The following is a 26231-nucleotide window of genomic DNA, read 5'->3' as shown; positions in this document are numbered from 1 at the left end:
ACATCGGCTGCCGTACGGCGTCCCGATGATTCTGTTCGGCCGGCCTGTCAGCTCACCTTCGTCGGCCGGTCGCCGGATCGCCCGTACCGTTTCCGGCGCTTCGGGAAACGCCCGCCGTGTCCCGCCGGCGGGACACGGTCACGCCGCCCGAGGGTCGGTCGGGACGGGATCCGACGGCGCGGGCATCGACGGCGCGGGCGCCGACCGCGGGCCGGGCATCCACGATGGAGGGCGGTTCGGTACGGGCGGGCGCGCAGGCCGCATCACCACCGGGGCCGAGCTGCGACACCGGCTGTCCGGGCGACGCGTCCGGCAAGGCAACGTCCCGACCGGGCACAGTCAGCGGACGGCCGGTGCGGCCCGGTACACGGGCCGGGGGCGACCCGGCGAAGTACCTGGCAGGACGATCAAGGGCAGGGCCGGCGACGCGGGTGGTCGGCGAGGAACGTGGGTGTCCGGGCGGGACCGAGGACGGCGGCGCCCCCTCGCCCCGGGCGGTCAGCCGACCTCACGGGCCTCCACCGGGCCGTGCGCGTCGCCGTCCGACACGCGAACGCCGGCCTCGGCGCTCCCCCGCCGCGCGGGGGAGCCGCCCTCGACCGCCACCCCGCTCTCCGGCGTGCCCGCCCGGTCCGGCGTCGCGCCTCCGCCTGCCACCGCGCCTTCACCGTCGGCCCTGGTGACGGACGCACGGCCCGTCAGCAGCAGGCCACCGATGACGGTCAGGATCGCCACGGCGACGAGGGTCAGGCGGTAGTCCGCGACGGCGACGAGCCAGGCGCCCAGTGGGATGCCTATCGCCATCGGGCCGAACAGGACGGTGCTGGCGGTGCCGGCGACCCGCCCCAGCAGGTCCTGCGGCGTCCGTCGTTGCACCGCCGTCATCGCCGCGACCACCGCCCAGGGCAGACCCACACCGACGACGACGCTGCTGGCCACGACGCCGGGCGTCCAGGGCAGCAGGCGCGCCGCGGTTCCGGCTGCGAACAGGACCGCGCCCAACGTCCCGACCAGTGCCTCCCCCCGGCTGGCCATCAGTCGTCCGGTGAGCAGGCCCCCGGCCAGAGCACCGGCGCCCTGCGCGGAGGACAGCACGCCCATGAACGCCACCGACAGTCCCAGGCCCTCGTCGACCACGGCGAACGTGGCGGCCGTCGTGAGTCCGGACATCGTCACCACGAGCGCGCCGACGAGCACGATCGCCCGCAGGCGGGCATCGCCCAGCAGGAACCGGATGCCCTCCCAGGTCTCGTCCACGATCCGCCGTCGCCGCACCGGTGGCCGCGACTCCGGTGCCCGGACGAGGCGGTAGAGCGCGGCGGCGATGATCAGCATGACGGCCGCAAGCGCCGCGACCCCCGCCCCGCCCAGCAGCGTGAAGAGACCCGCGCCGAGCAACGGCGCCAGGAGCTTGGCCCCCTCCTGCGCGCTCATGCGGAGGCCGTTCACCCGGCCCAGCGCGTCACCGGGAAGCGCCGCCGGCAGCCACGCGGCCTCAGCGGCGTCGAGCAACACGTAACTGATCCCGTACCCGAGCATGACGACGTACAACAGCCAGACCTGATCCGCCGACCGCACGGCCAGCAGCAGCAGGAGCGAGGCGGCCACCACCAGATTCGTCCAGACCAGCAGCGGCCGGCGGGGTAACCGGTCGACGAGTGCGCCCAGCAACGGCCCGAAGAGGGTCGGGAAGAAGACGCAGAAGCCCGCCATCGCGGCGAGGCTGGCGGAATTGGTCAGGGCCATCACCCAGATCCCGGCGACCAGGGACATTGCCGTGCCGCCGAATCCGGAAACCAGGGAGACCACGACGAACAAAGCGACGTTGCGCCTCTGCCCGGCGGCCAACGGCACCATTCTGCGCCCTCCCCCGATGGTCGAGTCGAACTGGCTCGACGTTAGCGGCGGGAGGGCGACTGTCAACCCGCGCCGGGGATTTGTCTCCTCCCTTACCTATTGATCGTCCCCAGTCGGAGGCCTCTCGGTCGACCGGCCCGAAATGCGTTCCTGCCCGTGTCGTTCGCATGGACCGTGTGCTGCGGTCGCCGCGCCGGGTGGCGTCGGCGGCCCGTCAGCGGGCGCGGCGGTTGGCGCGCAGCGCGCCCAGGATCACGCCGGGTATGGCCAGCGAACTCGGGTGGGCACGCATCGACACGACCTCGTTGAAGCGCCGTGCGGTCGGCACGTCGGTGACGGTCGCCGTGACGATCCGCCTGCTGACCCAGCTGGAGAGCCGGTAGCCGCGCGGGTAGGGCCCGTCGACGTGCGGCAGCGCCAGGTCGGCGGAGGTCGACATCGACCAGGCGACGTCGACCACGACCTTCTGCAGGGCGAAGAAGCGGCGCGCGGGCGAGCCCAGATCCGGGCCCGACCGCAGGTACGTCGACAGGCAGGCCGCGTGCAGGGCCGCCGCCGTCATCCCCTGCCCGTACACCGGGTTGAACGACGCGACCGCGTCGCCGACGCTGACGAGCCCGGCCGGGAGCCGCTTCAGCGCGTGGAAGTCCCGCCGCCGGCTGTCGGCGTGGCGGTAGGTCCGGACGTCGCCGAGCAGTTCGTTCCCGGCGACCTCGCCGAACTCCGGCGGGAACTGCTCGCGCAGCCGGCGGACGAAGTCGTCCGCGGTACGCCCCGGACGGTTGTCGCCGTAGCCGGCCATCATGGCCATCCAGCGGCCGTCCTCGACGGCGAAGAACGCGGCGCCGGCCACGTCCGAGGACATCCCCGGAGTGTGCAGTGCCATGACCACCGTGGCCGCCGGGTCCGCCTCCCGGCGGCGGAACAGGGCGGTCGCGTAGTTGAGGTTGACGGTCATCCGCCGCAGGGCGGGCCGCTCCCCGCCGGCCTGCTCCAACCACTCGGAGACCCTGCTCGATCGCCCCATGGCGTCCACCACCAGCTCACCCGACTCGACGCCCGCCGCCCCGCCGGCCTCGCAGCGGACCCCGGTGACGGCGGCGCCGTCGAACACGAGGCCCGTGGCGCGGGCGGTGATCGTCTTGACGTTGGGCAACCGCAGCACCCGCTGGCGGATCAGATCCTCCAGCAGGGGCCGGGTGCCCGCCAGGCTGTCGGCGTCGTCGGGCACGACGACCTTCAGGCGTCCGTCGAGGTAGCTCCGCCTGGCCGCCGGCGGCGCCTCGACCGCCCCCCGGGCCACGGCCTGCTCCCGGAAGCCGGGGAACAGCTGCTCGAGCTGGAGGAAGCCGCCGGGCAGCAGCGCGTGCAGCTGCGTCCCCTGTGGCACGCCCGGCCGGCCGCCGGTCGCGTGTGGATCGTCGCGGTCGACGACGACGACGCTCTCGGCGTAGTCGGACAACACGCGGGCCGCCAGCAACCCGGCGACGCTGCCGCCGGCCACGACGGCCCTGCCGATGACCGGGGACGCCTGGTCGGGCGGCCGCACCGCGTTCAGGGCGGCGAGGACCCGGGCCGGGGACATGGACATCGTGCTCTCCAAGGGGTACGCGGGGGCCTTCCCGCCTGCCTGCCAGAGACCGGTGCGTGGGCGGACCGGCGGGACGGACCGGTCGGCGCGACGCCCGACGATCGTCGCACAGGGGTCGGCCCCGAGCGGGAGACGCGCAGGCGTGGCCCCGAGCCGGGACGCGGCGGGTGCCGACGTCACCGGCCCGGCCACGCGCGCCGCAGCGGTTCAGCACTCGATGACGTTGACCGCGAGCCCGCCGCGTGCCGTCTCCTTGTATTTCACCTTCATGTCCGCGCCGGTCTCGCGCATGGTCTTGATGACCTTGTCCAGCGAGACGTGGTGCACCCCGTCGCCGCGCAGCGCCAGCCGGGCGGCCGTGATCGCCTTGATGCTAGCCACCGCGTTGCGCTCGATGCAGGGGATCTGCACCAGACCACCAACCGGGTCGCAGGTCAGCCCGAGGTTGTGCTCCATGCCGATCTCGGCGGCGTTCTCCACCTGCTCGGGGGTGCCGCCCAACGCCTCGGCCAACCCGGCGGCGGCCATCGAACAGGCCGAGCCCACCTCACCCTGGCAGCCCACCTCCGCGCCCGAGATCGACGCGTTCTCCTTGAACAACACGCCGATCGCACCCGCCGCCAGCAGGAACCGCACCACTCCCTCCTCGCAGGCGCCCGGCACGAAACGGGTGTAGTAGTGCAGCACCGCCGGGATGATGCCGGCCGCCCCGTTGGTGGGCGCGGTGACGACCCGGCCGCCGGCGGCGTTCTCCTCGTTGACGGCCAGGGCGAAGAGGGTCACCCAGTCCATCGCCCGCAACGCATCCGCCGGGTCGGACTCCGTCTCCAGACTGCGACGCAACTCGGCGGCGCGACGGCGGACCCTCAACCCACCCGGCAGCACCCCGTCACGCGAACAGCCCCGCTCGACGCACTCGCGCATCACCCGCCAGATCTCCAGCAGACCGGCGCGCACCTCGCCCTCACCACGCCAGGACAGCTCGTTGGCGAGCATCACCCCACTGATCGACAGCCCCGTCGACGCGGTCACACCGAGCAACTGCGCACCGGTCAGAAACGGATACCGCACCCGCGTGGCGTCGGACCTGATCCGGTCCGCCCCGGCCGCCGCCTCGTCGACCACGAACCCGCCGCCGACGGAGTAGTACGTCCGGGCCCGCAGCTCCGCGCCCCGGTCGTCGTACGCCACGAAGGTCATCCCGTTCGGGTGGTACGGCAACGACCGGCGCCGGTGCAGCACCACATCGCGGTCCGCATCGAAGTCGATCTCGTGCGCGTCGAGCAGGCCCAGCCGCCCCTCGGCACGGATCCGGGCGACCCGCCCGTCCACCGCGTCGGTGTCGACCGTCTCCGGGGCCTCCCCGGCCAGCCCGAGCAGCACCGCCCGGTCGCTGCCGTGGCCGTGCCCGGTCGCGCCGAGCGAGCCGAACAGTTCCGCCCGCACCCGGACGGTGCCGGCCAGCAACCCGTCGGCCTTCAACCCCGCCACGAACATCCGAGCGGCCCGCATCGGCCCCACCGTGTGCGAGCTGGACGGCCCGATACCGACACTGAACAGATCGAAAACACTGATCATGACCGTACTTCCTGTCGCGTCGGCCGCACCCGGCGGCGGTGGCTCAATTGGCGGAACCGGGCGTGAACGAGCGGGCCAGCAGCAGCAGGTTCGCCGGCTTCTCGGCGAGTCGCCGCATGAAGTACGCGTACCAGTCGCGGCCGTACGGCAGGTAGACCCGCATCCGGTTCCCGCCCGAGGCCAGTCGCAACTGCTCGTTCTCGCGGATGCCGTACAGCATCTGGAACTCGAAGTCCTCGACGCTCCGCCCGCCCTGCCGCGCCAGGTGCAGGGTGTGCTCGATGAGCTTCGGGTCGTGGGTGGCGATCATCGGATACCCCTGCCCCTCCATCAGGATGCGAAGGCACCGCCGGAACTCGTCGTCGACCTGGCGCTTCTTCACGAACGCCACCGAGGCGGGTTCGGCGTAGGCGCCCTTCACCAGGCGGACCCGGCTGCCCGGGTGGGCGAGCCGCCGACAGTCGTCCGCCGTGCGCCGCAGGCACGCCTGGAGGGCGACGCCGACCCAGGGGAACTCCGCACGCAGGTCGCCGAGCAGGGAGAGGGTCGCGTCGACGGTGGTGTGGTCCTCCATGTCGATCGTGACGCCTGAGCCGACGGCCGCGGCGGCGGCACAGACGTCGCGGGTCAGCCGCAGGGCGTGCCCGTACCCGTCGCCCGGTAACGACCCACCGAGCGCCGAGACCTTCAGCGAGACCTCGGCGGCGGTGGCCAGGTCAGCGGCGTGCAGCGACCACAGCAGCGCGAGGTACGTGTCGCGGGTGGCCTCGGCCTGCGCGAGCGCCGTCGTCCCCTCGCCGAGGTGGTCGATCGTGACCTGGAGGCCCACCCCGGCGAGCCGGCGAGCCACCCCGACCACCTCACGATCCTCCTCGCCCGCGACGAACCGGTGGACGATTCCCCGGGTCAGGGACGATCGCGAGACCAGTGCGCGCATGCGGTCGTTCCCCGCGGCCAGGAGCAGGAGCTTGTTCGGCATGGAACGCCTTTCCGGAGAGCCGAGTCCCGATGCCGTCGCCGGACGACGGCGGGCGGGGTTGGTGCCGCCGGGAGCGCGGTGAACGCCCGCGCCCCGGCGGATGGTTCACGGGCGGACCGTGGGGCCCGCGTAGAGCGGATGCCGGTCGGCGAGGCGGCGGACCCGCGCCCGCAGTTCCTCGCCGCCCTCGGCCGTCGTCAACGCGGTGGCGACGATGTCGGCGACCTCGGCGAAGTCGGCGTCGGCGAAGCCCCGGGTGGCCAGCCCCGGCGTGCCGATCCGCAGTCCCGAGGTCACCATCGGCGGACGGGGGTCGAACGGTACGGCGTTGCGGTTGACGGTGACGTCGATGCTCTGGAGCAGCCGCTCCGCCTGGAGGCCGTCCAGCTTCGCCGCGCGCAGGTCGACTAGCACCAGGTGCACGTCGGTGCCGCCGCCGACCACCCGGATGCCGGCGTCGTGCGCGTCGGCGGCGCCCAGGCGTCCGGCGACGATCCGCGCTCCGCGCAGGGCGCGTCGTTGCTGGTCGCGGAACTCCTCGCCGGCGGCGATCCGGAACGCCACCGCCTTGCCTGCGATGGTGTGTTCCAGCGGGCCGCCCTGCTGGCCGGGGAAGACCGCCGAGTCGAGGCGCCGGGCCAGGTCGGTGTCCGCGCTGAGGATGGCGCCGCCACGCGGGCCACCGAGCGTCTTGTGGGTGGTCAGGGTGACCACGTGGGCGTGCGGCACCGGGTTGGGGTGCAGCCCGGCGGCGACCAGCCCGGCGAAGTGCGCCATGTCGACCAGCAGGTACGCGCCGACGGCGTCGGCGATGCGGCGGAACCGGGCGAAGTCCAGGGTCCTCGGGTACGCCGACCAGCCCGCCACCAGCATCTTCGGCCGGTGCTCGTGCGCCAGCCGCTCGACGGCGTCCATGTCGACGAGGAAGCTCTCGGCGTCCACCCGGTAGCCCACCGCCCGGTACAGCCGGCCCGAGAAGTTGATCCGCGTCCCGTGGGTCAGGTGGCCGCCGTGGGCGAGGTCGAGGCCCAGGATGGTGTCCCCGGGGTCGAGCAGGGCCGCCATCACCGCGGCGTTGGCCTGGCTGCCGGAGTGCGGTTGCACGTTGGCGTACGCGGCACCGAAGAGCCCTCTCGCCCGCTCGGTCGCCAGGCGCTCCACGGTGTCGACGTGCTCGCAGCCGCCGTAGTACCGCCGGCCGGGGTAGCCCTCGGCGTACTTGTTGGTGAGGACCGAGCCCTGCGCCTGCAGGACCGCCCGGGGCGCGTGGTTCTCCGAGGCGATCATGCCGAGGGTCCGCCGCTGCCGATGCAGCTCGGCGGCGAGCGCCTCGGCGATCTCCGGGTCGACGTCGACCAGTTCACGGTCGAGCAGGCTCATGCCGCACCCGCCCCGTCGGCGGCGGCCAGGTAGGCGCGGTACTCGTCGGCCGTCATCAGCGCCGGCGCGTCGGTCAGCCGCACGCGCACCAGCCAGCCCGCCCCGTACGGGTCCGTGCCGATCAGGCCCGGGTCGGCGACGACCGCCTCGTTGGTGGCGACGATCTCGCCGCTCACCGGCATGTACAGCTCGGCCACCGACTTGGTGGACTCCACCTCGCCGCAGACCTCGCCCACGCTCAGGTGGGTGCCCAGCTCGGGCAGTTCGGCGTAGATGACGTCGCCGAGGGCGGCGGCGGCGAACGCGGTGATGCCCACGGCCGCCGGTTCGGCCGTGTCGTCGATCCATTCGTGGTTGCGGCTGTAGCGCAGACGCGCGGGTACGTCCATGGTCGTCACTCCTGGGGGGATGGGTCGGTTCGCGTCAGCGCGGACGGCGGTAGAACGGCAGCGGGCTGGTCCGCACCGGCTCGGTGTCTCCTCGGACGACGACGCCCAGCCGGGACCGGGCCTCGATCGCGTCGGCGTGGACGTGAGCCATCGCGACGGGCCGGTCGAGCACCGGTGACAGCGCGCCGCTGGTGACCACGCCGACGCGTCGCGCCGGTACGCCGTCTGCCAGCGTGACCACCGGATGGCCGGTCCTCGGCACGCGTCGCCCAGTTCCGGTCAGTCCCACGAGGACGGTGGCGGCCCCGGCGTCCCGGCGTTCGGCCAACGCGGCCCGGCCGACGAAGTCGCCCGGCTTGGTGAAGGACACCACCCGTCCCAGGCCCGCCTCGAAGGGGGTGACGCCCCGGTGCAGCTCGCACCCGTACAGCGGCATCCCGGCCTCGATGCGCAGCGTGTCCCGGCAGGCGAGCCCGGCCGGCGTCAGCCCGTGCCCGGCGCCGGCGGCGAGCAGCGCGCGCCAGACGTCCTCCGCGTCCGGGGCCCGGAGGAAGAACTCGAACCCGTCCTCGCCGGTGTATCCGGTACGGGCGACGATCGCCGGCCGTCCATCGACGTCCACGGCGGTGGCGGTGTAGTAGCGGAGTCGGGTCGGCTCCGCGCCGACCACGGCCCGCACCGTGTCGGCGGCACGTGGGCCCTGCACGGCGATGATGGCCCGCTCGGCGGTGTGGTCGGCGACGGTCGCCGCATGTCCGGCGCAGCGTAGGTGCAACGCGGCCAGCGCGGTGCGGGTGTTGACGGCGTTGGTCACCAGCAGGTACCGGTCGGCGGCGAGCCGGTAGGCGACCAGGTCGTCGAGCACGCCGCCGGTCTCGTCGCAGAGCATGGTGTACCGGGCGCCGCCGACCGGCACCGCCGACAGGTGCCCGACCAGAGCGTGGTCCAGCGCCGCCGCGGCGTGCGGCCCGGACACCTCGAGCTGCCCCATGTGGCTGAGGTCGAAGAGGCCGGCACGTTCGCGTACGGCGCGGTGCTCGGCGGTCTCGCTGCCGTAGCGCAGCGGCATCGACCAGCCGGCGAAGCCGGTGAACCGGGCGCCGAGTTCGACGTGCACGGCGTGCAGGGGTGGGTGGAGCAGGGTCGTCGGACCTTGATGCACGGAGGCCTCCCTCGTCCCGACGCGGTCGCGTCGTACGGTCGGTTGCCTCCCGCTCTGTCATCGACCTGAGAGCTTCACCGCCGGTCGGCGGCTTGCACCGTGGGTGAGACGACTGATCGTCTGCTTTCCAGAGTTCGCCTCACCCGAGCGGTAACGGGGCCTGAGAGTTTCTTGGGAGTTTGCTCCTTCGGCGCCCCGACGGACGGTCGGGGTCTCTCCCGCGCGGGTTCGAACGGCGTCTATGTAATTGTGGGTTGCCCGCCGACCGTAGGCGACCGGTCGAGCGGCTGTCAACGGCAACGCAGCGTAGTCGGATCATCACGCGTATCGATCGTCAACGATTTCTTTACACGATGTGTGATGTGTGCCATTGTACTGGCCACCTACCGCGCGGACCCCCACCCGATCGACGGGAATCGACGCCGCAGCCACTCCACACCCCCCACCACCTGCCGGCCAGCGGGCCGGACCACGAACGCCAGGAGGCGACCCGTGAGAACCACGAGAACACGAAACCGACGCGGCTGGCCCGCCGTCCCGCTCGCACTGGCGCTGGCGCTCGGGCTGACCCCGATGGCCTCCTCCGGCGCCACCGCCCAGGCCGACCGGCGCCGCCCCGAGCGACGCCGGCCTCGGCTCCGGCGCCGGTGACGCCCACGTCCGGCGGGCGCCGCTGCCGCTGAGCGAGCGGGCCCCGCTTCCCTCGTCCCGTGAGGAGCTGCGCCGCGACTACGACCGGCCCGACGGCGGGGTGCGGCGCAACGCCCCGTCGACGCGCGGGGCGGCTGCCGCGCCCTGCGCGGTCGGCGACTTCACGAGCCGGACCGGCAGCGCCCTGGTGCAGCAGATCAGGGCGTCCACCACCGACTGCGTGAAGACCCTGTTCAGCCTCTCCGGAAGCGACGCCTCCCAGGCCTTCCGCGAGGCGCAGATGACCAGCGTGGCGTACGGGCTGCGGGACAACGCCGCCTCCTACGACGGCACCAACGGCACGGGTACCGCCCAACTCGTGCTGTACCTGCGGGCCGGGTACTACGTGCAGTGGAACCACCCCTCCACCGTGGGCCCGTACGGCCCCGGCCTGCGCACCGCCATCCGCGCCGGGCTGGACACGTTCTTCGCCAACAGCCGCTCCGGCGACGTCAACGACGTCAACGGCGAGGTGCTGGCCGAGGCGGTCACGCTCATCGACAGCGCGGAGGAGAACGCCCGCTACCTGTACGTGGTGAAGCGGCTGCTGACCGGCTACGACAGCTCGTACGACTCGTCGTGGTGGATGCTCACCGCCGTCAACAACGTTTACACCGTGCTGTTCCGGGGCCACCAGGTGCCCGAGTTCGTCAGCGCCGTCACCGCCGATCCGAGCGTGCTGGACACGCTGTACGCCTTCGCCACCGGCAAACGGGCCCTGCTCGGCACCGACCGGGGATACCTGGTCGCCAACGCCGGCCGCGAACTGGGCCGCTTCCTCCAGCACACCGCCCTGCGCTCGAAGGTGCGGCCGCTGGCCCGGGGCCTGCTCGGCCTGAGCGCGATGACCGGCTCCACCGCCACCCTGTGGGTCGGCGTCGCGGAGATGACCGACTACTACGACAAGGCGAACTGCGCCTACTACGACACCTGCGACCTCCAGGCGCGGCTGGCGGCGGCGATCCTGCCGGTCACCTTCACCTGCGGCAGCACCATCCGCGTCCGCGCCCAGCAGATGACCTCCGCCCAGCTCGACTGGGCGTGCGCGAGCATGCGCAACCAGGACGCCTACTTCCACTCCGTCGCGGCGGACACGGGACCGGTCGCCGACGACCGCAACACGACCATCGAGGTGGTGGTCTACGACTCCAGCGCCGACTACCAGACGTACGGCGGGCCGATGTTCGGCATCGACACGAACAACGGCGGCATGTACCTCGAAGGCGACCCGGCGGCCGCCGGCAACCAGCCGCGCTTCATCGCCTACGAGGCGGAGTGGCTGCGCCCCACCTTCGAGATCTGGAACCTCAACCACGAGTACACCCACTACCTTGACGGTCGCTTCAACATGTACGGCGACTTCACCGACAACATCGCCACCCCCACCATCTGGTGGATCGAGGGCTTCGCCGAGTACGTGTCGTACTCGTACCGGGAGCTGACCTACGGCGCCGCCATCACCGAGGCCGGGAAGAAGACCTACCCACTGCGTACGCTCTTCGACACCACGTACAGCCACGACACCAACCGCGTCTACCGGTGGGGCTATCTGGCGGTGCGGTACATGCTCCAGTCGCACCGCGGCGACGTCACCACGCTGCTCGGGCACTACCGTACGGGCAACTGGAACGCCGCCCGCACGCTGTTGACCGGCACCATCGGCAGCCGCTACGACGCCGACTGGTACGCCTGGCTGGACGCCTGCTCGGCCGGCAACTGCGGCGGCGCCACCAACCCGCCCGCGAACCAGGCCCCGGTCGCGGCGTTCACGTCCAGCACCACCGGCCTGAGCGCCACCTTCACCGACCAGTCCACCGACGGCGACGGCAGCATCGCCGCCCGGTCCTGGACCTTCGGCGACGGCACCACCTCGACGGCGACCAACCCCACGAAGACCTACCGCGCCGCCGGCACGTACACGGTCACGCTCACCGTCACCGACGACAAGGGCGCCACCGCCAGGACCTCCCGGAGCGTCACCGTCACCGGCGAACCGGCCGCGCTGCCCGAGTGCACCGGCGGCGACGTCCGGACGCTGGGCCGCAACTGTCAGCGGAGCAACCTCCAGGCCACCGCCGGGAACCTGCACTACCTCTACCTCCAGGTGCCGGCCGGCACCGCCAGCCTGACGATCACCTCGTCCGGCGGCACCGGCGACGCGGACCTGTACTACAGCCCCAGCGGCTGGGCCACCACGAGCTCGTACACCCAGCGGTCGGTCACCAGCGGCAACGGTGAGACGATCACGATCAACAACCCGGCCCCCGGCTACCACTACGTGAGCCTGCACGCCAAGCAGGCGTTCAGCGGGGTCGCCGTGCGGTCGGAGTACTGAGGACCCGCGCCACGCCGGGCGGGTGTGGCCGCCAGCGCTAGCGCGGCGGCCACACCCGCAGGTCGCGCGACCGGCCGGGCCCGGCCCGGCTCCGAGGAAGCGTCGCCGGTCACCACGTGACCGGCGACGCCGCGTGACTCTCACTCCTCGGCGGCGAGTTCGCCGAGCGTGACCGGCTGCGCCAGCGGACGGGACGCGTACCCGGCCAGGTCGGCCGCGCCGGCCGTCCGGCCCGCCTCCCGCGCCGCCAGGCAGGCGGTGGCGTAGCCGCAGACCCGCCCCTGGCACCAGCCCATCCCGGCCCGGGTCAGCAGCTTCGCGCCACGGGCGTCGGTGGCGGACAGCTCCCGCACCGCCCGCCGGACCGCTCCGACGGGCACCTCCTCGCACCGGCAGACGAGCGTGTCGTCGGCGCACCAGTCCGGCCAGCCGGCCGGCACGGGATGGACCGCGTGCAGCGCCGCCGCGAACCGGCGCAGCCGACGCCGGGCACGCAGCAGGCGGTCGTGCCGGCGGGCCGACCAGGGCGGCGGACGGCCGAGAGAGCGCGCGGCGGCGCCCCCGGCCAGCTGTCCCTCCAGCAGCGCCAGGGCGGCGCCGCCGACGCCGGTGACCTCACCGGCGGCGTACACCCCCGGCACCGAGGTCGTCTGGGCCGCGTCGACGGCCAGCACCAGGCTGCCGTCGGAGTCCAGCCGGGTCGCGCAGCCCAGGGCCACGGCCAACTCCACCTGCGGGGTGAATCCGAAGCCCACCGCGAGGCCGTCGCACTCCACCTCGGTGCCGGTGCCGACCGACACGGTGCCACCGGGACCGACCGGGGCGACGGTCACCCCGGTCACGTGGTCGGTGCCGTGCGCGGCCACCACCGCCGTCCGGCGGTGGTAGGGCACCGTGTGCCGGAGCATCCGCCAGCCGTACCGGCCGGCCTCGGCGAGCTTGCCGGCCGCGCCGGCGACCGCGCGGAGGTGACGGGCGTACCCCGCCGGGTCGTTCGCCTCGTAGACGCCGACGACGGTGCCGCCCGCCTCGGCGAGGCCGGTCGCGACCGGCAGCAGGAACGGTCCCGTCCCCGCCACCACGATCCGCCGCGCGAAGGTCACCCCCTGGCCCTTGAGCAGGGCCTGGGCGCCGCCGGCGGTCACCACCCCGGGCAGGTCCCAGCCCGGGAACGGCACGACCCGGTCGTGGGCGCCGGTGGCGACGACCAGCCGGCGCCCGTGCACCGCCCCCGATCGGGTCTGCACGGTGAACTCCGGATCGGCGCAGCCCGCCGTGGCCCGGCGGGACTCGACGAACCAGACGGCGGCGTCGGCGCGGTGGTCGACCCGGCCGAGTTGCTCGCGCAGCCGGGCGAACGTCGACCAGTCGGGGTGGCCGCTGCCGTCCGCGTCGGGCCGGTGCCGCCAGAACTGCCCGCCCGGCCGTGGCCCGGCGTCCAGCACCGCCACCCGACAGCCGGCCCGCGCCGCCGAGGCCGCCGCTGCCAGCCCGGCCGGTCCGGCGCCGATCACCACCACGTCGTACGCGGTCACGGCCGCGGCCCGTCGTCGTGGGTCTCGACCACGTCCCCCGGGCGGGCGACGACCAGGCAGGCGCGCTGCGACGACACCCCGTTGACGCGGACCAGACAGTCGAAGCAGATCCCGATCCCGCAGAAGATCCCCCGGGGTCGGTCACCGACCCGGGTCCGACGCCACGAGCGGACGCCGGCGGCGATCAACGCGGCGGCGATCGTCCGTCGCCCGTCGGTGGGGACGGGACGGCCGTCAAAGGTGAACATCATGGCGCTCCGGGGCGAATGGTCGTAGGTCCACGTCCGGGCGGCGCCCGGTCAGCAGCGCCGCGACGGCGTGCCCGGTGGCCGGGGCGAGACCGATCCCGGCCCCCTCGTGCCCGGCGGCGTGGTAGAGGCCCGGCACCCGGGGATCGGCGCCGATCATCGGCAGGTGGTCGGGGCTGTAGGGCCGGAACCCCCGGTAGGCGCGGATCGCCGACACCCGGCCGAGGACCGGGAAGAGCCGGACCGCTCCCGCCGCCAGCCGGCGCAGCGCCGGCAGCGGGAAGGTCGGATCGAATCCCACCCGTTCCCGGGTGGAGCCGACCAGGATCGTGCCCGCCCTGGTGCCCTCCACCACCGGCGACACCTCCAGGTCGCCGGTGCTGCGGCCGACGTTGGCGACGTAGCCGGCCGCGTACACCTTGTGCCGGACCAGTGGCGGCAGCGCCTCGGTGACGAGGATGAAGCCGCGCCGGGGCAGGATCGGCAGCCGGACGCCGGCCAGGGCGGCGACCTCGCCGGCCCAGACACCGGCGGCGTTGACCACCGTCGTGGTGTGCAGCGTTCCCCGGTCGGTCGCCACGCCCCGGACCGCTCCCGCGCCGTCGCGGTGCACACCGACGACGGTGGTCCCGGTCAGCACCCGCACCCGGGCGGCGCGCAGCAGGTGGGCGGCGGCCAGCATCGGCTGCACCTGCGCGTCCTGCGGATAGTGCACGCCGCCGGCGAGGCCCCGGGCCAGGTGCGGCTCGTGGTCGGGCAACGCGTCGGCGGCAACCTCGTACGCCTCGACCCCGACCCCGCGCTGGCTCGCGGCGAACGCCCGCAGCGCGGCGTGTTCGGCCGGCGAGGCGGCCACCACCAGGCCGCCCTTGTGCTCCAGCTCGATCCGTTCCGCGCCCAGGGTCTCCCCGAGTTCCCGCCACAGGGCGACGGAGTGCCGGGCCAGCGCCAGCTCCGGCCCGGGCGGCTTGTCGGAGACGAGGATATTGCCCTCGCCCGCGCCGGTGGTGCCGGCGGCCACCCCGCCCCGGTCGATCACGGTGACGGTCAGACCGGCGCGGGCGGCGTAGTAGGCGCAGGCGACGCCGACCATGCCCGCTCCGATGACGACGACGTCCGGGCTGGCGGTGGTCATGAAGCGACGCGGTGCATCCACGCCTCGACGTCGTCCGCGCGGCGGGGCAGGTCGTCGGAGAGCATGCGGTACCCGTCGTCGGTGATCAGCACGTCCTCCTCGATGCGCATGCCCAGCCCGCGCAGCTCGGCGGGGATGAGTTCGTCGTCCGGCTGGAAGTACAGTCCCGGTTCCACGGTCAGCACGTGACCGGCCGCGAGCCTGCCGTCCAGGTAGGTGTCGGACCGGGCGGCGGCGCAGTCGTGCACGTCCAGGCCGAGCATGTGGCCCGAGCCGCAGAGGGTCCACCGGCGGTGCAGGCCGCAGTCCTCCGCCAACGACTGCTCCGGCGGGCAGGGCAGCACCCCGAGATCCGCCAGCCCGTGCACCAGCACGGTCATCGCCGCCTCGTGGAACGCCCGGAACCGCGCGCCCGGCCGCAGGCACTCCAGCGCGGCGTCGTTGGCCCGCCGGCACAGCTCGTACAGGTCGCGCTGCAAGGGGTTGAACCGGCCGGAGACCGGCAGCACCCGGGTGATGTCGGCGGTGTACAGCGACCGGGTCTCCGCCCCGGCGTCGAGCAGCAACAGGTCACCGTCGCGGACCGGCCCGTCGTTGTCGTTCCAGTGCAGGGTCGCCGCGTGCGCGCCGGCGGCCACGATGGACTGGTAGCCGACGTCGTTGCCCTCCAGCCGGGCGCGCTGCCAGAACACCCCCTCCAGATACCGCTCGGACGTACGCATCGCCATCGGCAGCGCTCGCACCACGTCTTCGAAGCCCCGGGTCGTGGTGGCCACCGCCTGCTCCAACTGGGCGATCTCCCAGGGATCCTTGAGCAGGCGGAGTTCGTCCAGCACCGTGGCGAACTCGGCGTCGCCGGCGGTGGCCCCGCCGCCGAACAGCGCGTCGACGCTCCGGTCGACGCCGCGCAGCACCCGGGTCGGCGTGTGCGCCCCGGCCAGCGCCGGCGCCAGCTCGGCGACGTGGCGGGTCGGCAGGGCGAGCCGCCGGCTGCTCTCCCCCAGCGTGGGGCGCCGGCCGGCCCACAGCTCGCCGTAGACCCGGTCCCGGAAGAACTCGCCGTCCTTGCGCCCCGAGCGTGGGCGCAGGAACAGCGTGGTGTCCCCGTCGGGTTCGATCACCAGCACGCCGTCGGAGGACTGGTCGCCGGTCAGCCAGGTGTAGGCCGAGTGGGGCCGGAAGCGGAAGTTCTGGTCGTTGGAGCGCTGTTTGTAGCCTCCGGCCGGGACCACCAGGCGCTGGCCGGCGAACAGGTCGTGCAGTCGCGCGCGCCGGGTCGCGGCCCAGCCGGCGACCTCGTCGACCGGCAGGTCGTACTGCTCGGTGTCCGCCCAACCGGACAGCATGAACTCCTCGAGCGCGGGGCTGACCGGCAGGTCGTGGCTGCCGGTACGCAGGTCGGCGCGGGTCACAGCGGCTCCTTGAGGGGGATGGTGGGTGGGTCAGTTGGGTCGCGGCGGCGCCGCGAAGGTGACGGTGCGAACCGACGTGTAGAAGTGCAGGGCGGCGGTGCCCTGTTCGCGCGGGCCGTAGCTGGAGGCCTTCTCGCCGCCGAAGGGCGCGTGGAAGTCCACTCCGGTCGTCGGCGCGTTGACCCGGATCAGGCCGGTGTCGACCCGCCGGGCGGCGTCGAGCAGCGCTCCGACGTCCCGGCCGTGCACGGAGGTGACGAGCCCGTACCGCACGTCGTTGACCAGGTCGACGGCGCTGGCCAGGTCCGGCACGGCCAGGATCGTGGCCAGCGGCCCGAAGGTCTCCTCCCGGGCCACGGGGTGTGCCGGGTCGAGCCCGCCGATCAGCACCGGCGCGACGTAGTAGCCGTCGTCGGCGGTGGTCGGGCCGCCCGTGCCGCCGGTGAGCAGCCGCGCCCCGCTCGCCCGCGCGGCCTCGGCGGCGTCGAGGACCCGGCTGCGCGCCGCCGCGTCGATCACCGGGCCGGCGACCACGGTCGCCTCGGCCGGATCGCCGAACCGCAACGACGCCACCGCGGCCACCAGCGCCTCGGTGAACTCCCGCGCGTCGCCCACCACCACGATCCGCCGGGTCGCGGTGCACTTCTGTCCGGCGTACCCCATCGCGGCGTTGGCCAGCAGCGCGGCGGTCTGCCCGAGGTCCGCGTCGGGCAGCACCAGGGCCGCGTTCTGGCCGCCCATCTCCGCCTGCACCGGCAGTCCGGCGCGGGCGGCAGCGACCGCGACCTGAGCGCCGACGGCCGCGGAACCGGTGAACGAGACGACGTCGCTCGCCTCGACGACCGCCCGCCCGGTCTCCGTCCCGCCCGGTACGACGTGCAGCAGCCCGTCCGGCAGCAGCCCTTCGAACAGCCCCTCGACGGCCTCGCCGCAGGCGAGCGCGTCCGGGGAGGGCTTGAGCAGCACGGCGTTGCCGGTGGCGAGCGCCGGTGCGGCCTTCCACAGCGGGATGGCCAGCGGGAAGTTCCACGGCGTGACCAGCCCGGCGACGCCGCGCGGGCGGCGTTCGGTGAACAGCAGGCCGGGCTGGTGCGCCGGGAGCGAGGGTGCCAGCACGTCACCGGTCGCGGCATAGCAGGCCTGCGCGTAGTAGTCCAGGATGGCCGCGCCGCGGTCCACCTCGGCGCGGGCCTCGCTCACCGGCTTGCCGACCTCGCGGACGATGAGGTCGGCGACCGCGTCGGCCCGGTCGCGCAGCCGGTCTGCCGCCGCGCGCAGGGCCGAGGCGCGGCCGGCCGGCCCTTCCCGGCACCACCCGGCCTGTGCGGTACGCGCCCGCGCGGCCAGCGCCCGGACCTCCTCCTGGGTCGCCGCGGCCCGCTGGACGACCACGTCGCTCGGGCACTGCGGAGAACGACTCCGAATCAGCTCACTCACCACAGGAATCCCGCCGGGAAGGGGTCGTCAGGGTCGAGGAAGTACTGGGCGGTGCCGGTCAGCCAGGCCCGCCCGGTGACGGTCGGCACCACCGCCGGGCGACCCGCGACGGTGGTGGTGCCGACCAGTCGCCCGACGAACCGGGTGCCGAGCAGGGACTCGTTGACGAAGTCCCGGTCGAACGGGAGCAGGCCCCGGGCGTGCAGCTGCGCCATCCGCGCCGACGTGCCGGTGCCGCAGGGCGACCGGTCGAACCAGCCCGGGTGGATCACCATGGCGTGCCGGGAGTGGCGGGCGTCCGAGCCCTCGTCGGCCAGGTACACGTGGCGGCAGCCGGAGATCTCCGGCTGCTCCGGATGCACCGGCCGGTCGGTGGCGTCGACCGCCGCCATGATGGCCAGTCCGGCCTCCAGCAGCGGCTGTCTGTGGACGCGGTCGAGGCCGAGCCCCAACTCCGCGAGGTCCACCACCGCGTAGAAGTTCCCGCCGTAGGCCAGGTCGTAGCGGACCCGTCCCAGGCCGGGAACGTCCACCACGGCGTCCAGCGCGGCGGCGAAGGACGGGACGTTGCGGATCGTGACGGCGGTGGCGCGGCCGGCGGCCACCGCGACCGACGCCACCACCAGTCCGGCGGGCGTGTCCAGTCGTACGGTGGTCACCGGCTCGGTGACCTCGACCATCCCGGTCTCGACCAGCACGGTGGCCACGCCGATGGTGCCGTGGCCGCACATGGGCAGGCAGCCGGACACCTCGATGTAGATCACGCCGAAGTCGGCGTCCGGCCGGGTCGGGGGTTGCAGGATCGCCCCGGACATGGCCGAGTGGCCCCGGGGCTCGTACATCAGGAAGGTGCGCAGGTGATCGAGATGGGCCATCAGGTGTTCCCGGCGCTGCGCCATGGTGGCGCCGGGGATCACCGGGACTCCGCCGGTGACCACCCGGGTGGGCATTCCCTCCGTGTGCGAGTCGACCACGTGGATGACGCGGTTGGTGCGCATCAGCGGTGACCCGCCGCCAGCAGCCGCTCGGTGGTCTCCCGGATCTCGGTGACGACCGCAGGCGGCAGGGGCTGGCGCGGCTGGCGGGTGGGTCCGCCCGGCCGGCCGGCCACGTCCATGGAGAGCTTGATCGCCTGGACGAACTCCGACCGGGAGTCCCAGCGCAGCAGCGGGTGCAGCGTCCGGTACAGCGGCACGGCGGTCGCCAGGTCCCCGGCGACGGCGGCCTGGTAGAGACGGGCGCAACTGTCCGGGATGGCGTTCTGGTAGCCGCCGATCCAGCCGACCGCGCCGGCCATCAGCAGTTCGAGGGCGACGTCGTCGGCGCCGGCCAGCAGGTCGAGGCCGGGAGCGAGTTCGGCGATCTCGTACGCGCGGCGGACGTCGCCGCTGAACTCCTTGACCGCGACCACGAGGCCCTCGTCGAAGAGCCGCCGCAGCAGTGCCGGCGTGAGGTCGACGCGGGTGTCGAGCGGATTGTTGTAGGCGACGATAGGCAGGCCTGCCTTGGCCACCTCCCGGTAGTGGGCCAGCACGGCCGCGTCGTCGGCGCGGTAGGCGGTGGGCGGCAGCAGCATCACCGCCTGGCAGCCCGCCTCGGCCGCCTGGTCCGCCCAGCGTCGCGCCTCGTCCGCGCCGTACGCCGACACGCCGGGGACCACCGAGAAGCCGGCCGGGGCCGCCTGCACCGCGGTCCGCACGACGGCCTCGCGTTCCCCGGCGCTGAGGACCTGGTACTCCCCCAGCGAGCCGTTCGGGACGACCCCGCGGCAACCGTTCTCGGCGAGCCACCCGACGTGCGCCGCGTAGGCGCCGAGGTCGACACTCAGGTCACGGGGGTCGAACGGCAGGGCGGTGGCCGCCAGGACGCCCCGCCACGGAATCTGTTCCACGCCACCTCCAGTAAAATGTTACATGGCACCGTAGCACGGCTGCCGGGGACGTCACCAGGTGCGAACGGTGTTCCTCTTCCGGCAGCGGCGGCCGTCGTCGGCGCGGTGACGTGCCGGCAGCGGACCGGCAGACGCCGGCCCGCGGTGACGCGCCCGGCTAACGCTCGGGTCGGTCGGCCCAGATCCCGCGCACGTGCCGCAGGTGGCTGCGCATCAGGTCCACGACCCCGTCCCGGTCCCCCGCCGCGAACAGCTCCATGAGCTGGACGTGCTCGTCCGCCGAGTCGACCAGCCGGCCGTCCCTGACCAGCGCGTCGAGCCCGTACAGGCGGGTGCGGTTACGCAGGTCGGCCACCGTCTCCACCAGCCGCAGGTTGCCGCCCGCGCGCAGCAGGGTCAGGTGGAACTCGCTGTCCGCCTCGATGTACGCCACGACGTCGCCCCGGCTCGCGGCCCTGACGATGGCCTCCGCGAGCCCTCGGAGCTCGCGCAACTGCTCCGCCGATAGCCGGCCCACCTGATCGGCCACCACCGGGATCTCCAGCAGTTCCCGGATCTGCGTGATCTCGTCGAGTTCCCGCTCCGACAGGGAACGGATCCGGAAGCCCTTGTTCTTGACGATCGTGATCAGGCCCTCCTTGGCCAGATCGAGGATCGCCTCGCGCACGGGCGTCGGGGAGACCCCGAACTGCGTCGCCAGGGTGGGCGCCGAATAGATGGTGCCGGGCCTGATCTGGCCCGCCACGATCGCGGCGCGCAGCGCGTGCGCCACCTCCTCGCGCAGGCTCTGCCGACCCTGGATGGCCGCCAGCGCCAGTCCTGACCCGGCGGCGCCGGAACCGCCCGCCTGCCAGTCGGCCGTCACAACCACTCCACCCTGCTCAGCTCACCGGGGGCGGTGAGGTGACCCCTCGTCCCGACGAACACCGGTCGACACACGTACGCCGAGGTTGGAGCTTACCGGTCGACACGGCACCGGCCGGGCACCTCCTCGCCCGGCGTCCGGTCGGCGCAAACGGCGACCGTCACCGCCGAGCGGCTGAGCCGCCGAGCAGCCGGCCCCGCCGCGTCAACCGCCCGTCTGCGCCAGGATCTCCGCCGCCGCCCGCTCGCCGGCCTCGATCGCCCCGTCCAGGTAGCCCGCCCATCGGGTGGCGGTCTCCGTGCCGGCCCAGTGCACCCGCCCCACCGGCCGGCGCAGCTCCGGCCCGTAGCCGCACCAGGAGCCGGGGGTCGGCGCCCCGCAGAAGCAACCGCGCGTCCACTCGTCGGCCGACCAGTCGTACTCGACGAACTCCTCGGGCCGCCGGGCGGCCGGTCCGGCGACGGCGGCGAGGGCGTCGAGCAGGCTCGCCCTGCGGTCCTGCGGCGGCATCCGTCGCAGCGCGTTCGCCTCCGGGCCGTAGCTGAACGCGGTGAGCACCCCGCGCGGGGAGGCCGGGGTGCTGTTGTCCACCGTCTCGGTGACCGGCCCGGCGAGGCAGAACGCGACGCCGGAGCGGCCGTCGGCGCGCCAGAACGGCTCCGGGTAGATCGCGTGGACCTTGATCGCCGAGCCCATCGGCATCCGCTGGGTGAGCGCGTCGCGCAGGGGCGGCAGCGGCGGGTCGTACCGGATGCGCCCGGCCAGCGTCGGCGGCACGGCGACCACCACCGCGTCCGCCTCGACGCGGCCGGTGTCGGTGTGCACGACCACGCCGGCGCGGTCCTGCGCGATGGCCCGCACGGGCGCGGACAGCCGTACCGCGTCCGGGCCGAGGGCGGCGGCCAGCGCCTCGGCCAGCACCGGCGGTCCGCCGACGATCCGGTCCTGCTGCGCCCCGCCGGCCATGGCGAGCAACGCCCGGCTGCCGCCGCCGGAGCGCAGGTAGAACGCCAGTTGGAGCACGGAGATCTCGTCCGGGCCGGCGGCCAGCAGCCCGCCCGCGAGCAGCCGCCCGAGGTACCGGGCGGTGGCCGGGTCCGGCGCGGCCGTGCGCAGCCAGCCGGCCAGCGTCGTACGGTCCCACTCGGCGGCCTCGGCCCCGGCCCACGGCGCGGCCGGGTCGACCCGCTCGGCGTACGCGTCGAGCAGGTCGAGGACCTTCGCGGCGGCCTCGGGCGCCCCGGCGTGCCGGCCGTCGGGGAACAGCACGCCCGACGCGCCGTACGCGGCGGACGGGAAGGTGGCGATCCCGTACCGCGCGAGCAGCCCGTTGACCCGGTCCTGGGTGGGTCCGACCCACTGGGCCCCGAGATCGAGCTGGGTGCCGTCGGCCAGCCACCGGGTGAGCACCCGCCCGCCCACCCGGTCCCGCGCCTCGAGCACCCGCGTCCGCACGCCGGCGCGGGCGAGCGCGAGCGCGGCGGCCAGCCCGGAGAAGCCGGCACCGACCACGACGACCTCGGTTCCCATGCGGCGGCATACCCGTTCACGCCGCCGCCATGACCCCGACGCCGGATCGCGGCAGCCGGCGGGGCGGCGTGCGGCGCCGGCGCTCGGCGGGTCGACCGCCGGCCGTCGCGATGTGCGCGCCGATCGTCGGCATCGAGACACGTGAGCGTGCGGGGCTGCGCGGTCGGCCCCTGACGGGCCATCCTTGTCCGGTGCGACGGTCGCCCGTCCGACGACGGTGGGTGCGGTGCGCGGACCGGAAGACAGTGAAGGACACGAAGGAGGATGCCGTGCGCTATGTCGACGGCCCGACGGTCGAGTGCGACCTGCACGTGGCAGCCGATCCCGACCGGGTGTGGGAGCTGGTCACGGACATCGAGCTGCCCCCGCGGTTCAGCCCGGAACTGCGCCGGGTGCGCTGGTTGGACGGCAGCCGGGGGCCGACGCTCGGCGCCCGGTTCGAGGGGCACAACCACCATCCGGCGCTGGGCGAGTGGCGCACCATCTCGCACGTCGTGCGCTTCGACGCGCCGCGGGTCTTCGGCTGGGTCGTGCTCGACCCGGACAACCGCTTCGGCGGCGGCCCCACCGACCCCGGGCGACCGGGTGCCACCTGGCAGTACCGCCTCACCGCCGAGGACGGCGGGTGCCGGCTGTCCCACTCCGTGCGGATCGGCCCCGCCCGCACCGGGCTCAGCCTGGTCATCGACCGGGCCCCGGAGAACGAGGAGCAGGTCATCGCACGCCGGCTGGACGCCCTGCGCGACGCCATGACCGGCACGTTGCGGGGCATCCGGGACCTCGCCGAGCAGCCGCGCTGACCACGACGGCGGCTACCGCGCGACGGTGGCGGCTGCGCGGCGGTGGCGGCCGCGCGGCCACCGCCGGGTCGGCCTCGGCGCGACGCCGGGCCGGACCGCTCACCCGCGGCGGGCGTCGCCCGCCGGCGCCGGCGCGGTGCTCCTGAAGCGTGCCGCGAACGCGCCGTACACGGGGGTACCCGAGAGGTTGTCGCGGATGGCGAACACCACCCGGTCGAACCGGTCGATGATCCGCAGCGCGTCGGCGAAGGCGCCCGCCACCGTGGCGGGGTCGTTGCGGAACACCCCGCACCCCCACGCGCCCAGCACGATCGTCCGATGTCCGTGCGCGGCGGCCACCTCGAGCACCCGCCGCGCACGCCGGGCCAGCACCGCCGGCACGTCGGGGGCGTCCGCGGGCTGGTTGCGGACGATCGCGCCGAGGTTCGGCGCCGCGGCGGTGAGGAACGACGTCGTGTACGGCAGGTCGAGCAGCCCGCCCTTGTCGTCGCGGAACACCGGCACGCGCGGCGAGTAGACGACGCGGTCGCTGTACCGCAGGTCGCGTTGGCCGCGGTGGAAGGCGTAGAAGTCGGGCGCGGCGAGCAGGCACGGATAGAGCGCGGAGGATCGTGCGATGCTCTCCTCCTGCGCCTTGGCCCCGCCGAGGAACCCGCCGCCCGGATTCTTGGCCGACGCGAACACCAGACACGCCGCGTCCGGACCGAGCCGGCGGGCCGCCTGCAACGTCGACTCGTACGTCACCTCGACGGCGCCGGCCCCCACCCGCGTGTCGCCGACCGTGAGCGTCTCGTCGGGAAGGTGGTGACGGGTGCCGGCGACCGCGGCGCGCACCTGCGCACCGATGACGACCTCGTCGCCGGCGCCGTTGCGGTACCGACCCGACTCGGCGATGGCCACCGTCTGTCGGGCGATCTCACGAAGGCGGCTGCTCACCGGCGCACCCGGCGCATTCGCCGGCAGGGGGCATGCACAACCAGCAGGCTAGGCCGCCGCCGTTGCGCCCGACAACTGCTTTCCCCGCCTCCGATCGCCACGCTCGCCGTGCCGGGATGCCCGGCCGACGCGGAGCCGCGCGTGCGGGTCGACCCCGAACGGGGCGGCGCACCGGTGTGCCCGCTCAGTGCGCGGCCAGGACCACCGCGTCCGGTTCGAGGTCGGCGAGCCGGGACGGCCGTACGACGACGAGCAGGACCACCGTCGCCGCCAGCATGCCGCCCGCGACGACGACGGACATGGCCACCGCGCCGGTGCCCAGGACGCCCACCAGGGGCGCGGCCAGCGCACCGACGCCGAACTGCACGGCGCCGAGCAGGGCGGAGGCCGTGCCGGCCGCCTCCCCGTGACGGGACAGGGCCAGGGCCGGCGCGTTGGGCATCGCGAGGCCCGCCGCCGCGAGCACCACCCACAACGACACCAGCAGGCTCGGCAGCCCGCCGAGCCCGGTCACGGCGAAGGCCAGCAGTGCCAGCCCGGCCACGCTCCCCGCGGCCAGGGCGACGACGAGGATCCGCTGCGGCGAGTGGCGGCGCAGCAGCCGCACGTTGAACTGGGTCGCCGCGATCAGGCCGACCGCGCCCGCTCCGAAGGCGAACCCGAACTGCTGCTCGTCCAGGCCGTACTGCTCCTGGAAGACGAACGACGACCCGGCGACGTACGCGAACAACGCCGCCATGGCCAGTCCGGCGACCAGGACCAGGCCCACGAACGTACGGTCGCGCAGCAGCGAGCCGTACACGCCCACCGTCGCGACCACCCCGCCGCGCCGGCGCCGTTCGGCGGGCAGCGTCTCGCGGAGCCCGAGCGCGGCGACCACCACGAGCAGCACACCGAAGGCGGCCAGCGCCACGAACACGCCGCGCCAGTCCGTCCAGCGCAGCAGCCCGCCGCCGAGGGTCGGCGCGAGGATCGGCGCCGCCCCCATGACCAGCAGCAGCCGGGAGAGCAGCTTCGCGAAGGCCGCGCCGTCGAACAGGTCACGGACCACGGCCATCGCGACCACCGAGGCCGCGGCGACACCGAGGCCCTGCACCACCCGCAACGCGCCGAGAATCGCGATGGTCGGCGCGACGACGCAGAGCAGCGACGCCACGACGTGCAGCGCGATGCCCGCGATCAGCGGCGCGCGCCGGCCGACGGCGTCGGACAGCGGGCCGATCAGCAACTGGCCGAGGGCGAGGCCCGCCAGCGTGCCGGTGAGGGTCAGCTGGACCGCCGCCGACGTGGTCCGGAAGTCGTCGACGATCGCGGGAAGGGCGGGCAGGTACATGTCGATGGTCAGCGGACCCACCGCGATCAGCGACCCGAGGACGAGGACGAGCCGCAGGCGCTGCCGGGGGCTCATCAGGTCACCGGGCGTCAGCGGGGCTGCCGGCCCCCGCGGGGCGTCGACGGCGGCCGTCATCGGCTCGCCTCCGACCGGTCGGTACGCAGCCGGGCTGGGAAGAGTGCAGGAGTCACATCTGGCTCCAAATCCGGATCCGGTGATCTCATTCCCGCTCGGCGGGGAGGTAACGGAGTTCACAGTCGGGCGGTGGCGGTCGGACGGCGACCGGAGCCGCTGCGCGCAGCCGGTTCCCGCCGGTCGGGCCCGCGCGCCAGCACCATGCTCTCATCCGCGGCGGAGGACTCGCCGCAACCGGACCCCGCGCGCCCCAGGTGTCTGGAGAGGGAGGTCCACTCGTGCGACCGGGGGGCTACCGCCCGGCCCACGGTCATCGTCGCGCCAGCACGTGGTCTTGTGGGCTTCGCGCCTTGTCGGTGGCGTGCCGTTCGCGGTCTGCGGCGGCCCGCCCCACCGCCCGGCTCGATGCCGCGGCGGTCACGCGCCGTGCAGCGGCTAGTCTGCGCGGGTGCGGGAGACGATGTTGCGGAGCAACCCCGATGGCTGACGCCGACGACGTCCGTCACGTGGCGCTGGCGCTGCCCCACGTGGTCGAGATCGACAGCGAGGGCTTCGACTTCCGGGTCGCCGACAAGGGGTTCGTCTGGTCCTATCCCGAGCGCCGACCCGGCACGTCGCGTCTGATCCGGACCGACGTCGCGGTGCTGTACGTCGGCGACGAGGCGGAGAAGCAGGCGTTGCTCCTCGGCGAGCCCGAGGTCTTCTTCACCACGCCCGCGTACGAGGGGCTGCCCCTGGTCATGCTGCGGCTGGCGAAGGTGGATGTCGACCGTCTGACGGAACTCGTCACCGACGCGTGGCGCATGCGTGTTCCGGGTTCGCTCGTCGGCGACCTCGACGGCGGCACCGGTCCCCGCTGAGGCCCCCGTCGCGACACCTGTCGACACGAACCCGTCAGTAACATATGTGCACCCCGGGCGCACCACTCTCCCACGAAGTGGACGACCGCAACACATGCCGGGAAACGATCACGGTTGCGGACGGCGTTTCGGCTGGTCAAGGCCGTAATCCCG

Annotated in this window: 21 protein-coding genes and 1 riboswitch; of the genes, 3 read left to right on the top strand and 18 right to left on the bottom strand. The window is 74.0% G+C overall.

Annotated elements, in window-relative coordinates:
• Positions 1 to 498: 498 nt before the first annotated feature.
• The 7 genes from AB0883_RS29975 to gcvT all read right to left on the bottom strand — a co-directional run bounded on the left by AB0883_RS29975 (position 499) and on the right by gcvT (position 8936).
• Positions 499 to 1857, bottom strand: coding sequence for an MFS transporter (locus AB0883_RS29975; RefSeq protein WP_366644638.1), 1359 nt, complete (start codon positions 1855 to 1857; stop codon positions 499 to 501).
• 214 nt (positions 1858 to 2071) lie between these two features.
• Positions 2072 to 3448 (bottom strand): FAD-dependent monooxygenase, encoded by a 1377-nt coding sequence (locus tag AB0883_RS29970; RefSeq protein WP_366644637.1) that lies wholly within the window; start codon positions 3446 to 3448, stop codon positions 2072 to 2074.
• Positions 3449 to 3655: 207 nt separating this feature from the next.
• The gene (locus tag AB0883_RS29965; protein WP_366644636.1) at positions 3656 to 5026 is read right to left on the bottom strand and encodes an L-serine ammonia-lyase; all 1371 of its coding nucleotides are present in this window, start codon (positions 5024 to 5026) and stop codon (positions 3656 to 3658) included.
• Between the two features lie 43 nt (positions 5027 to 5069).
• Positions 5070 to 6005, bottom strand: coding sequence for a proline dehydrogenase family protein (locus tag AB0883_RS29960; RefSeq protein ID WP_366644635.1), 936 nt, complete (start codon positions 6003 to 6005; stop codon positions 5070 to 5072).
• 105 nt (positions 6006 to 6110) lie between these two features.
• Positions 6111 to 7385 (bottom strand): serine hydroxymethyltransferase, encoded by a 1275-nt coding sequence (gene glyA, locus AB0883_RS29955; RefSeq protein WP_366644634.1) that lies wholly within the window; start codon positions 7383 to 7385, stop codon positions 6111 to 6113.
• Positions 7382 to 7774: a glycine cleavage system protein GcvH gene (gene gcvH / locus AB0883_RS29950; RefSeq protein ID WP_366644633.1), complete on the bottom strand. Its 393-nt coding sequence runs from the start codon at positions 7772 to 7774 to the stop codon at positions 7382 to 7384. Before gcvH ends, glyA begins: the two co-directional genes overlap by 4 nt.
• A 34-nt stretch (positions 7775 to 7808) precedes the next feature.
• Positions 7809 to 8936, bottom strand: a complete 1128-nt coding sequence (gcvT, locus tag AB0883_RS29945) for a glycine cleavage system aminomethyltransferase GcvT (RefSeq protein WP_366644632.1) — start codon at positions 8934 to 8936, stop codon at positions 7809 to 7811.
• A gap of 138 nt (positions 8937 to 9074) precedes the next feature.
• Positions 9075 to 9167, bottom strand: a riboswitch (glycine riboswitch).
• Between the two features lie 607 nt (positions 9168 to 9774).
• Between gcvT and AB0883_RS29940 the strand changes: the two genes are divergently transcribed.
• Entirely contained in the window at positions 9775 to 11961 is a 2187-nt protein-coding gene (locus AB0883_RS29940) for a collagenase (protein ID WP_366644631.1), read from the top strand.
• A gap of 140 nt (positions 11962 to 12101) precedes the next feature.
• On the opposite strand, the gene AB0883_RS29935 is transcribed toward AB0883_RS29940, so the two are convergent.
• The 9 genes from AB0883_RS29935 to AB0883_RS29895 form a co-directional block, all read right to left on the bottom strand.
• Positions 12102 to 13496, bottom strand: coding sequence for an FAD/NAD(P)-binding oxidoreductase (locus AB0883_RS29935; RefSeq protein ID WP_366644630.1), 1395 nt, complete (start codon positions 13494 to 13496; stop codon positions 12102 to 12104).
• The gene (locus AB0883_RS29930) at positions 13493 to 13744 is read right to left on the bottom strand and encodes a (2Fe-2S)-binding protein (protein WP_366644629.1); all 252 of its coding nucleotides are present in this window, start codon (positions 13742 to 13744) and stop codon (positions 13493 to 13495) included. The genes AB0883_RS29935 and AB0883_RS29930 overlap by 4 nt, the downstream gene beginning before the upstream one ends.
• On the bottom strand, positions 13731 to 14879 hold the full coding sequence (locus AB0883_RS29925) for an FAD-binding oxidoreductase (protein ID WP_366644628.1): 1149 nt from the start codon (positions 14877 to 14879) through the stop codon (positions 13731 to 13733). Before AB0883_RS29925 ends, AB0883_RS29930 begins: the two co-directional genes overlap by 14 nt.
• Positions 14876 to 16291: an aminopeptidase P family protein gene (locus AB0883_RS29920; RefSeq protein WP_366644627.1), complete on the bottom strand. Its 1416-nt coding sequence runs from the start codon at positions 16289 to 16291 to the stop codon at positions 14876 to 14878. The genes AB0883_RS29925 and AB0883_RS29920 overlap by 4 nt, the downstream gene beginning before the upstream one ends.
• A 30-nt stretch (positions 16292 to 16321) precedes the next feature.
• On the bottom strand, positions 16322 to 17728 hold the full coding sequence (locus AB0883_RS29915; RefSeq protein ID WP_366644626.1) for an aldehyde dehydrogenase family protein: 1407 nt from the start codon (positions 17726 to 17728) through the stop codon (positions 16322 to 16324).
• Complete coding sequence (locus AB0883_RS29910; RefSeq protein WP_366644625.1) at positions 17725 to 18726, bottom strand: proline racemase family protein; 1002 nt, start codon at positions 18724 to 18726, stop codon at positions 17725 to 17727. The genes AB0883_RS29915 and AB0883_RS29910 overlap by 4 nt, the downstream gene beginning before the upstream one ends.
• Positions 18726 to 19619: a dihydrodipicolinate synthase family protein gene (locus AB0883_RS29905; RefSeq protein ID WP_366644624.1), complete on the bottom strand. Its 894-nt coding sequence runs from the start codon at positions 19617 to 19619 to the stop codon at positions 18726 to 18728. The genes AB0883_RS29910 and AB0883_RS29905 overlap by 1 nt, the downstream gene beginning before the upstream one ends.
• Before the next feature lie 157 nt (positions 19620 to 19776).
• Positions 19777 to 20484 carry a GntR family transcriptional regulator gene (locus AB0883_RS29900; protein WP_366644623.1) on the bottom strand — a complete coding sequence of 236 codons (708 nt, stop codon included), beginning with the start codon at positions 20482 to 20484 and terminating at the stop codon, positions 19777 to 19779.
• Between the two features lie 204 nt (positions 20485 to 20688).
• Positions 20689 to 22014, bottom strand: coding sequence for an FAD-dependent oxidoreductase (locus AB0883_RS29895; RefSeq protein ID WP_366644622.1), 1326 nt, complete (start codon positions 22012 to 22014; stop codon positions 20689 to 20691).
• Positions 22015 to 22283: 269 nt separating this feature from the next.
• Between AB0883_RS29895 and AB0883_RS29890 the strand changes: the two genes are divergently transcribed.
• Positions 22284 to 22814 carry an SRPBCC family protein gene (locus AB0883_RS29890; RefSeq protein WP_366644621.1) on the top strand — a complete coding sequence of 177 codons (531 nt, stop codon included), beginning with the start codon at positions 22284 to 22286 and terminating at the stop codon, positions 22812 to 22814.
• Positions 22815 to 22913: 99 nt separating this feature from the next.
• On the opposite strand, the gene AB0883_RS29885 is transcribed toward AB0883_RS29890, so the two are convergent.
• Both AB0883_RS29885 and AB0883_RS29880 read right to left on the bottom strand, forming a co-directional pair.
• The gene (locus AB0883_RS29885) at positions 22914 to 23750 is read right to left on the bottom strand and encodes a TIGR02452 family protein (RefSeq protein WP_366644620.1); all 837 of its coding nucleotides are present in this window, start codon (positions 23748 to 23750) and stop codon (positions 22914 to 22916) included.
• Between the two features lie 184 nt (positions 23751 to 23934).
• Positions 23935 to 25158, bottom strand: a complete 1224-nt coding sequence (locus AB0883_RS29880) for a multidrug effflux MFS transporter (protein ID WP_366644647.1) — start codon at positions 25156 to 25158, stop codon at positions 23935 to 23937.
• Positions 25159 to 25697: 539 nt separating this feature from the next.
• Between AB0883_RS29880 and AB0883_RS29875 the strand changes: the two genes are divergently transcribed.
• Positions 25698 to 26078, top strand: coding sequence for an MmcQ/YjbR family DNA-binding protein (locus AB0883_RS29875; RefSeq protein ID WP_366644619.1), 381 nt, complete (start codon positions 25698 to 25700; stop codon positions 26076 to 26078).
• Positions 26079 to 26231: the final 153 nt, after the last annotated feature.

Source organism: Micromonospora sp. NPDC047812, assembly GCF_040704175.1.
GTDB lineage: Bacteria > Actinomycetota > Actinomycetes > Mycobacteriales > Micromonosporaceae > Micromonospora.
Note: the sequence above shows the minus strand (reverse complement) of the source record. Positions and strands in the feature narration are given on the sequence as shown.